At 71.7% G+C, this 8,482-nt stretch carries 4 protein-coding genes; 3 read left to right on the forward strand and 1 reads right to left on the reverse strand.

What is annotated here, in order from left to right; all coding sequences use genetic code 11:
* Positions 1 to 1,163, reverse strand: a 1,163-nt coding sequence (locus GA0070214_RS32690) for a VCBS repeat domain-containing M23 family metallopeptidase (RefSeq protein WP_244167931.1), incomplete at its 3' end; no start/stop codon positions are given.
* 437 nt (positions 1,164 to 1,600) lie between these two features.
* On the opposite strand from GA0070214_RS32690, the gene GA0070214_RS31645 reads away from it, so the two are divergent.
* From GA0070214_RS31645 to GA0070214_RS31255, 3 genes are all read left to right on the forward strand, one after another.
* Complete coding sequence (locus GA0070214_RS31645) at positions 1,601 to 4,882, forward strand: DUF2961 domain-containing protein (protein ID WP_139141949.1); 3,282 nt, start codon at positions 1,601 to 1,603, stop codon at positions 4,880 to 4,882.
* A complete protein-coding gene (locus GA0070214_RS31250; RefSeq protein WP_091270129.1) occupies positions 4,882 to 7,008 on the forward strand; it encodes a family 43 glycosylhydrolase in 2,127 nt (708 codons plus the stop codon). The genes GA0070214_RS31645 and GA0070214_RS31250 overlap by 1 nt, the downstream gene beginning before the upstream one ends.
* A gap of 50 nt (positions 7,009 to 7,058) precedes the next feature.
* Positions 7,059 to 8,482, forward strand: a 1,424-nt coding sequence (locus GA0070214_RS31255) for an FG-GAP repeat domain-containing protein (RefSeq protein ID WP_091270130.1), incomplete at its 3' end; no start/stop codon positions are given.

Raw genomic sequence — 8,482 nt, forward strand, 5'->3', positions numbered from 1 at the left:
GGCGGGCCGAAGGAGGTGCCGGTGGACAGGGCCACGATCACGTCGGAGGCCGAGGCGGGGCCCTGGGTGAAGGTGATGATGTCGTCGCGGCCGTCGCCGTTGACGTCCCCCAGCGCCGGGAACTCCCCGGCGATGGAGAAGTACTCGTGCCATTTCACCGCGGTGCCGGTGAACGACGTGCCGGTGGACAGGGCCACGTAGACGTCTGCGGCGGTGTCGTGGGTGAAGGTGACGATGTCGTCGCGGCCGTCGCCGTTGACGTCGCCGACCGCGGCGACTTCGGCGCCGGGGGCGAACCAGTCGTGCCATTTCTGCCCGCCGCCGAAAGCGGTGCCGGTGGACAGCGCCACGTACACGTCGGCGAGGGTGCCGTGGGTGAAGGCGACGATGTCATCTCTGCCGTCACCGTCGAAGTCACCGGACAGCAGCGTCTCCCCGGTCAGACCGAAGAAGTCGTTCCACTTCACCGACGTCCCCGCGAACGACGACCCGGTCGAGGCGGCCACGTACACGTCGTTCAACGAGCCCTGCGTGAACGCCACCACGTCATCGCGGCCGTCACCCGTGAAATCCGTGGGCGAACCCGCCAGATAACGACCGCCGAGCGGCGACGGCCCGCAGTTGTCGCTGACGAGGTACTTCTGGTTGTACTGGCTCGGATACGGGGCGAGGGATACCCCGTTGATCACGATCGGCTGGCCCACACCGTTGTAGAGCTGCTCGTAGTGCAGGTGCGGCCCGGAGGAGTTGCCGGTGCTGCCGGTGATGCCGATCTGCTGGCCCTGCTGCACGTAGGCGCCGTCCGGCACCGAGTAGGCGCTGAGGTGGAAGTAGTAGGTGGTCCACCCGCCGCCGTGGTCGATGGCGACGTAGTTGCCGGCGCCGCTGGGCTGCGAGTAGCGGCGGGCGACGCCGGCGGCCGAGGCGACCTGCGGCGTGCCGCCGGTGATTCCGCCGTCGGCGCGTACGAAGTCCAGGGCCTGTCGCACCTCGGCGCTGTGATGGCCGTAGGTCCACCGCTGCCCGCAGGGGAACGGCGCCTTGAAGTTCGGGGCGGCCAGCGCGGGCGCGGGCGCGGCCACCACGCCGGCCAGGACGGCCGCGGCCAGGGTGAGCAGTGCGACGAGGGCACGTGCCACGGTGCCTCTCGGGAGTCGGGACATGGGTGACTCCTGTCGGGAGATGCTCGGGTCGGGTCAAGCGGTTCGCCGGACGCGCTGGCGGGCCCTGGCAGCCGTGCCGAGGAGAAGCAGCCCTGGCGCCGGTGCGGCAGGTGACGGGGTGATGTCGCGCCCCGGGTGACGGGTCGCTCGTTGGGGTGCCGCCGGGAGAAGTGAAACCGGATTCTTCGGCGTCTGTCAATACCTGCCGGGTAGTCGTACCCGGTTGAAGAATTCCTGCGGCCCCTGTTTGTGCAGGCCAGCCTGCATGTCCAAGTTGGATAATGCGTCGGTCGGTCGAGTTGGGCTCCGACTCCGGCGAAGACTTTTGCCGTCGTACGGAAAGCGCGTCGGAAGGTATTGACAACCGTGAGTACGGCGCAGTCTACTGACCGGCAATCGATTTCTCACCGCTTCCACCGCGCTTGGAAGGGACCCCGATGAGGCTCCGCAACCCCCGCCTGCTCGGTGCCGCCGTCGTGGCGCTGCTCGCCGTGACCGCGCCCGCCGCGTCGATCCCCGCCGCACCGGCCGCGTCCGCCGCACCGGCCGCCACCCTCGCGGTCGCCGACGACAAGGGCCCCACGGGCTGGGACACCTACCGCCGGCTCGACCGGCTGCCGGAGCTGGCCGCCAGCGCCCGGACCCGCCAGTTCTCCAGCTTCGGCCGCGACGGCTCCAACGACGACGGATTCGTCGGCACCTACTCCTGCCTGCGACAACTCGGTGGGTGCGTGATCGCCGAGGCGCGTGGCCCCGGGGAGGTGCAGTCGATCTGGTTCACCCGCGACAACGGCGACGTCAGCGCCACGGGCTGGATCCGCATCGAACTCGACGGGGTCACGGTCGTCGAGGCGGACCTGCAGGACCTGGTCGACGGGCGACTGGGCAGCCCCTTCACGGCCCCGCTCGTCAGCAACGCCGATCAGACATCGGGCGGCGTCACCATCAAGGTCCCGATGCCCTACCGCGACTCGATGCGGATCACCACACAGAACAACCCGCTGTTCCACCACGTCACCTACCGCACCTTCGCCGACGCGGCCGGGGTGTCCCGGTTCAACCCCGCCGATCCGGCCACCGACGTCCTCGACATGCTGCGTGCCGCCGGCACCCGCGACCCGAAGCCGGCGCAACCCGGCGCAACCGCCGTGCAGAGCACGGTCACCGTGCCGGCGCAGGGGCAGGCGTCCCTCGCCAGCCTCACCGGGCCGCGGGCGGTCACCCAACTACGGCTGCGGGTGCCGGACGGCGCGGCCACCGAGCCGCTGCTCTCCGGCCTCCGGCTGCGGATGACCTTCGACGGGCGCACCACGGTGGACAGCCCGGTCGGCGAGTTCTTCGGCGGCGGCCTCGGAGAGCGCTTCGTCCGCTCGCTGATGTTCGCCATGGACGCCGCACCCGGCGGGTGGTACAGCGCCTGGTGGCCCATGCCCTTTCGCACCGCCGCCACCCTTGCGCTGGTCAACACGACCGGCACGACGATCAGCGGCGTCCAGGCCGAGGTGACCTCGGCGCCCGGCGCCGAGTGGACGCAACGGCTCGCCGCCGACGGAAGCTCCGGCTACTTCACCACCCAGTCCCGCCGCGCGGAGACGGTCGGCGGCAGCGACTGGACCGTCGCCGACCAGGCGGGCCGGGGCCGGTTCGTCGGGGTGTCGCAGACCATGCGCGGGCGCATCGTCGGCGGGAACACCCGCAACTACCTCGAGGGCGACGAGCGGGTGTACGTCGACGGATCGCCGACACCGCAGATCCACGGCACCGGCACCGAGGACTTCTACGAGTCGGGGTGGTACTTCAACCGAGGCGAGTACACCGGGGTCTTCACCGGCAACACCGCCCACCTGCTCCGCACGGGCGGCTGCGTCGACGAGTGTGACGCCGCGTACCGCCTGATGATCGGGGACGCCGTGCCGTACGGCACCGCGCTGCGCTTCGGCATCGAGCACGGGCCGGCCAACGACATGCCGGCCGAGTACGCCTCGACCGCCTTCCTCTACACCCAACGCACCGTGGCCACGCGCCGGACCGACACCCTCGTCACCGGCGACGCCGCCAGCCGCTCGGCGCACGCGTACACCGACTCCGGCGCCCAGGCCGCGCTCACCTCCAGCTTCGAGGGGGACGACGACACCGTCGCGCAGACCGACCAGGTCCGCACCACGACCGCCCCGGTCAGCTTCCGGCTGGCGATCGACCCGGCCAACCAGGGCGTACGGCTGCGCCGCCAGGGCGACCAGCGCAGCGGCCACCAGCAGGCGGCCGTGTCGGTCGACGGCACGCCGGTCGGCGTGTGGCTGCAACCACTCGGCAACGATCGGCAGCGCTGGCTGGCCGACGAGTTCGTCCTTCCCGCGGCGGCGACGGCGGGCCGGTCGACGGTCACCGTCCGGCTCACCCCGGCCGCGGGCGCCCCCGCCTGGACCGCCGGCCGCTACCAGGCCGACAGCATGGTGGCGCCGTTCACCGACACCACCGCGCCCAGTCCCGCGGCCGGCCTGACCCTGGCCGGCGGGCGGGTGCACGCCCTGGGTCTGAGCTGGTCCCCGTCCTCCGACGACGTGGGCGTAATCTCCTACCGGATCTACTCGTCCCAGACACCCGGCGTGGCGATCACCGCGGCCAACCTGGTCGGCACGACCCGCGCCACCGCGTTCCGGCACGGCCCGCTGCCGGCCGGCCAGAGCCGCTACTACCGGGTCGTGGCGGTGGACGGCGCGGGCAACGCCGCGGCCGCGTCCGCCGAGGTGTCAGCCACCACCCGTACCCGCAACACCAGTGACGCCAACGGCGACCGCCGCGACGACGCGGTCGACTTCACCCGCGGCACCGCCGCCGACGTCTTCACGGCCCTGTCCGACGGCGGCCGCTTCGTGCCGGACAACCGGCCCTGGAACGACTTCTTCGCCGTGGACGCGGAGATCCCGCTCACCGGGGACGTTGACGGCGACGGCCGGGCCGACGTCATCACGTTCACCCGCGGCGACAGCGCCGACGTCTACGTCGGGCTGTCCACCGGCTCAGGCTTCGCCGCCGGGGTGAAGTGGCACGACTACTTCGCCGTCGGTACCGAGATCCCGGCAGTCGGCGATGTCAACGGCGACGGCCGCGCCGACATCGTCACCTTCACCCGCGGGACCGCCGCCGACGTCTATGTCGCGCTCTCCACCGGCTCCGGGTTCGGTCCCGGCGTCAAGTGGCACGACCACTTCGCCCTCGGCACCGAGTTCCCGGCGCTGGGTGACGTCGACGGCGACGGCCGGGACGACATCGTGACGTTCACCCGGGGCGCGGCCGGTGACGTGTTCGTGTCGCTCTCCGACGGCACCCGGTTCGTCCAGAACGCCTGGAAGTGGCACGACACCTTCGCCATCGGCACCGAGCTGCCGGCGCTGGGTGACGTCGACGGCGACGGCCGGGACGACATCGTGACGTTCACCCGGGGCGCGGCCGGTGACGTGTTCGTGTCGCTCTCCGACGGCACCCGGTTCGTGCAGAACGCCTGGAAGTGGCACGACACCTTCGCCCTCGGCGAGGAACTGCCCGGGGTGGGTGACTTCAACGGCGACGGGCGGGCGGACGTGGTCACGTTCACGCGGGGCACAGGCGCCGACGTGTACGTCTCGCTCTCCGACGGCGGGCGGTTCGGGCCGACGGCCAACCGATGGCACGACCAGTTCGCCCCCGGCACCGACCTGCCCCGCCCGAGCGTGTCGTGATGCGCGCCCGCCGGATGCTCGCGGTGTTGCTGCTCGGTGCAGCCCTGGTGGCCGTCCCGGCGGGACCGGCCGCCGCCGCCGACGAGCCGGTCCGCGTCGAGGCGGAGTCGCTCGCCGTGGTGTCTGCGACCGCGCCCGTCGAGTCACAGGCCGACTGCTGCGGGGTGGCCTGGTCGGGCGGCCGGCAACTGTGGTTCCGCGCCGGCCGGGCCGGCGACTCGGTGACCGTCACCCTGCCGTCCGTGCCGGCCGGCCAGTACGACCTCGGGGCGGTGCTGACCCGCGCCCGCGACTACGGCACGCTCCGGTTCGCCGTGGACGGCGTGGCGGTCGGTCAGCTCTTCGACGGCTACGCGGGCAGCGTGCAGCGAACCGGCGCCGTGCCGCTCGGCTCGGTGTCGCTCGCCACCGGCGCTCACCGGCTGACCGTCACGGTGACCGGGCGCTCGGCCCCCGCGGTGGGCTTCTTCGCAGGTCTCGACACGGTGACCCTGCGCCGCGTCGGCCCGCTCGCGGCGGTCACCACGACGCCGTACGAGGCGGTCGGCGAGACGCCGGCGCGGGGCGCCCTGACCCGCGTCTACGACCCGAGTGTGGGGGAGTCGGCGACCTGGTACTACAACGACCACACCATCGTGCGGAACCAGCAGACCGGCGTGTGGCACGTCTTCGCCATCACCCACGCCGAACCCGGTGCGCCGCAGGACGAGAAGTCCTTCGGCCACGCGACGGCGCCGACGCCGACCGGCCCCTGGACGAAGCAGCCCCCGGCCCTCGTCGCCGACCCCGCGGCAGGCGAGCAGTGGATCTGGGCGCCGCACGTGATCTACGACAACGGCCTCTACTACCTGTTCTACGCGGCCGGGAATCCGGACTACGCCCGCTACCGCATGCACCTGGCCACGTCGACGGATCTCGTCACCTGGACCCGCAGCCCCGCCAACCCGCTCTTCGTCGACGGCTGGGAGGGCCGCGACCCGATGGTGACCCGGGTCGGCGACCGCTGGGTCATGTACTACACGGCGACGTCGAGCCCGACCGGCGGCAACCACGTGGTGGCGTACCGGACCAGCACGGACCTGCGGACCTGGAGCGCCCGTGGGATCGCCTACTCGTCGCCGCACACCGGGCAGGCGGGCGGGCAGACCGAATCGCCGTTCGTGGTGCGCCGGGGGGAGTGGTGGTACCTCCTCGTCTGCTGCGACGGCACCGACTACGGCGCCGCGTACCGGCGGACCGCCGTCTACCGCAGCCGCGACCCGTTGCGCTTCGAGGGCGCCGAGAAGGTGACGGTGCTGGACGCGCACGCCGCCGAGGTCGTCGTGGACGGGCCGAACTGGTACCTGAGCCACGCCGGCTGGGGCCAGGGCGGGCTCTGGCTGGCGCCGTTGATTTGGACGACGGGGGTGGTGGCCCGCGGCTACACGCTGAGCACTGGCTTCCTCCGCGCCGACGTGCGGACCTGGCCGAGCGCCCGGATCGCCGCGCTGGAGGTGGACCCGGCCGGGAACGGCAACCACCGCCCGGCGCTCGATTCGTCACACCGCGGCACCGGCCCGTACCTGGCGGTCGGTCGGTTCGACGTGACCGACCGGGCGGGTGCCCCGGCCCGGGTCGACGTCTCCGCCGACGGCTCCCGCATCAACCTGGTCGGCATCCCGTTCGGGGACGAGCCGGTCACCGCCGACTGGCTGCTGACCGTCGCGCCGCGGTGGACGGGTCCCGCGCTGCAGAGCGACGTCACCTGGTCGGTCAACGGTTCGCCGACCGCGGCGGTGTGGGAGGTGGCGTTCAACATCGACGGCGCGTTGCCGGCGGTGGGGGACCCGGCGACGGAGGCCCGGGCGACCGGTGACGTGACCGGGATGCCCCGCTGGACGATGGCCACCGGTGAAGGCCTGTCGGTGGTGGCCGCGCACCGGTGGGCGTCGGCCTGGCGCGGCGACAACACCTGGTACGACGCCGGCCACGGCATGGCGGCCTGGCAGCCGCTGTGGCGTCCGGGCGGCACGTCGTGGGCGCCCGGGCAGTATCCCGGGGGCACCTGGCGCTTCACGGCGAGCGGCTCACGGCGCGACGTCGCCTTCGCCGACACCGCCTATGCCGCGATCAACGCCGTTCCATGAACCCCGGATCCACCCCTCGGCCGTACCCCTTCCCGACCCTGAGGAGCGCTGTGAGACGAAGCCTGCTGGCGATGCTGGTCGCCCTCTGCACGGCCACGGCGGCCGTCGCGGTCGGCGCGCCGGCGACCGCCGTACCGATCGACACGCTCGCCTGCCCGTCCGTTCCCGCCACCCACGACCCCGCCATCACCGTGATCGTCTACCGCGTGGCCCGCGCGCACGACGCGAACGACAAGGTGCTGCTCTCCGCCTTCGAGGCCGGCTGGGTCGAATCCCACATGAACAACCTGCCCTGCGGTGACAAATCCTCCCTCGGCGTGTTCCAGCAGCGCTGGGACTATGGCTGGGGCACGCCGGAGCAGATCATGGACCCGGTCTACGCCACGACCCAGTACGTCACCCGGGCCATCGTCTGCGACCGCAACAACCCCGGCTACACGGCCGGCCAGGTCGCCCAGTGCGTGCAACGCTCCGGCTTCCCCGAACGGTACGACCAGGCGGCCCCGACGGCGCGGACGCTGCTCAACCAGGCCGTCCGGACCCACAGCATGGCCGGTGGCTCGCCGACCGACGTCAACGGCGACGGACGGGACGACATCCTCGCCTTCACCCAGAACGCTGCCGCCGACGTCTACGTGAGCACCTCCACCGGTGCCGGCTTCGCCGGGACCTCGGTGAAGTGGAACGACTTCTTCTCCATCGGCGGCGAGACCGCGTCGACCGGCGACGTCAACGGTGACGGTCGGGACGACATCATCACGTTCGCGCACAGCAACACCGGGGACGTGTACGTGGCGCTGTCGACCGGCACGTCGTTCGGTGGCGGGCAGAAGTGGCACGACTGGTTCGCCCCCGGCGCGGAGATCGCCGCGGCCGGGGATGTCAACGGCGATGGTCGGGATGACGTCGTGACGTTCACCCGTGACGCGGCGGCCGATGTGTACGTTGCGTTGTCGTCGGGGTCGTCGTTCGGTCCGGGGCAGAAGTGGCACGAGTACTTCTCCATTGCCGGGGAGTTCCCGGCGCTGGGGGACGTCAACGGTGACGGCCGCGACGACATCATCACCTTCACCCAGGGCCCCGCCTCGGCCTCCGACGTGATCGTGGCCCTGTCCACCGGCACCTCCTTCGGCCCGCCACAGAAATGGCACGACCTGTTCGCCGTCGGCACCGAACAACCCCGCGTCGGCGACATCAACGGCGACGGCAAAGACGACATCGTCACCTTCACCTGCAACCCCGACGCCGACGTCTACGCCGCCACCTCCACCGGCACCACCTTCACCGGCACCACCGTCAAATGGCACGACTTCTTCTGCCTCACCGGCGAATTCCCCTACCTCGGCGACGCCAACGGCGACGGCAAAGACGACCTCATCGTCTTCACCAAAACCACCACCAACGACGTCTACGTCGCACTGTCCACCGGCACCACCTTCGCCCCCAGCACCAAATGGCACGACTACTTCGGCCT

It is taken from the genome of Micromonospora chaiyaphumensis, from assembly GCF_900091435.1.
Taxonomy (GTDB): domain Bacteria; phylum Actinomycetota; class Actinomycetes; order Mycobacteriales; family Micromonosporaceae; genus Micromonospora; species Micromonospora chaiyaphumensis.